2 protein-coding genes are annotated in these 729 nt (G+C 74.1%); one reads left to right on the forward strand and one right to left on the reverse strand.

The window, feature by feature from the left end; translation table 11 throughout:
• A partial coding sequence (locus tag TW83_RS21355) for a ribose-phosphate pyrophosphokinase (protein ID WP_045984031.1) occupies positions 1 to 425 on the forward strand: 425 nt, incomplete at its 5' end.
• On the opposite strand, the gene TW83_RS17310 is transcribed toward TW83_RS21355, so the two are convergent.
• On the reverse strand, positions 401 to 729 hold a 329-nt coding region (locus TW83_RS17310), incomplete at its 5' end, for a DUF1045 domain-containing protein (protein WP_045984032.1). The genes TW83_RS21355 and TW83_RS17310 overlap by 25 nt on opposite strands.

The raw sequence follows: 729 nt of genomic DNA on the forward strand, positions 1-729 counted from the left end.
CCCGCCCCTCCGACGCCGGAGGAGAGGATTTCGATGGCGTCACCCCGGCACGCTTCGCGGCCCTGCGCGACGGCGGGCATTTCGCGCTGGACTGGCGGGCGCATGGCCTGTGCTACGGCATCCCGCACGATCAGCTGACTGGGCCGTCGGTGATCTTCAACGGCAGCCGCGCGGCCCTGCCGCAGGCGCTGGCCCGGCTGCCCGACCTGCGGGTGATCCTGATCACCGCCCCGGCGGAGGTGCTGGCGCGCCGCCTGGCCGACCGCGGCCGCGAGGGGTCGGCCGACATCGCTGCTCGCCTGCGCCGCGCCGCCTTCGCCATGCCGCCGGGCATCGCCCACCTGACCGTGTGCAACGATGCCTGCCTTGCGCAGGGGACCGCGCGCCTTCTGGCCGCGCTTCAGCCCGATAGGGGCGCGCGATGACGCAGGTGGAACCGGTCCTGCGCATCCTGGGCCACCAGGCACAGGTCGGCGATCACGAAAGGCCGCGGCAGGACAGGGCCCAGCCAGGCCTGAACCGCGGCCTGCACCGCGGGTCGTTCCGCGGCGGACAGCCGGTCGGTCAGGGTCAGGTGAAACCGGAACTCCTCCATCACGAAGGGATAGCCCCACCGGTCCAGCAGGGCGCGCTGGCGCGGGGTCAGGCTGTCGGGGCGCCGCCGCGCGACTTCTTCAGCCGTCAGCGGCGCGCGCAGCGGATCGGTGGCGCGCACCACCGCATCGGCCA

Origin of the sequence: Paracoccus sp. S4493 (assembly GCF_000967735.1) — a bacterium.
In the GTDB taxonomy this organism is placed as follows: domain Bacteria; phylum Pseudomonadota; class Alphaproteobacteria; order Rhodobacterales; family Rhodobacteraceae; genus Paracoccus; species Paracoccus marcusii.